This window comes from Rhodococcus sp. IEGM 1408 (assembly GCF_033142235.1).
Taxonomy (GTDB): domain Bacteria; phylum Actinomycetota; class Actinomycetes; order Mycobacteriales; family Mycobacteriaceae; genus Dietzia.
On record NZ_JAWLRW010000056.1, the window covers coordinates 1 to 522 of the forward strand.

1 pseudogene is annotated in these 522 nt (G+C 68.6%); it reads left to right on the forward strand.

Going from position 1 to position 522, the window contains the following annotated elements:
• Positions 1–522 (forward strand): annotated as a pseudogene (locus R4P08_RS18480) (NAD-glutamate dehydrogenase domain-containing protein); the annotation flags it as partial.

Below are 522 nucleotides of genomic sequence, written 5' to 3' on the forward strand. Positions count from 1 at the left end.
GCCCAAGTATTTCCCCGAGCCGCTGCGAGCGCCGTATGCCGCCGCGATCACCACGCATCCTCTCCGGCGGCAGCTGGTGGCCACGACGCTGGCCAACGAGGCCATCGACTGCGGCGGCATCACGTTCCCCTACCGATTGACCGAGGATTCGGGTGCGGCAGGCACCGATGCCATTCGCGCGTTCGCTGCCGCCACCGAGATATTCGGACTCGACGAGGTGTGGAACTCGATCAGGGCAGCGGACGTGCCGACTGCGGTCTCGGCCGAACTGTTGCTCGAGTCGCGCCGCATGCTCGACCGCGTCTCGCGCTGGCTGCTCGCCAACCGTCCGCAGCCGCTGGCCGTCGGCGCCGAGATCAGCCGGTACGCCGGTCAGGTGCGGGCACTGCAACCGTCGGTGTCCACATGGATCTCCGGGCATCAAGCCAGCGATCTGGACTCGCGATCGGCTGCGGCGATCGAAGGCGGCGCGCCGGCCGAGCTGGCGCGCCGGATCTACGGCTTGCTCGATGTGTACTGCCT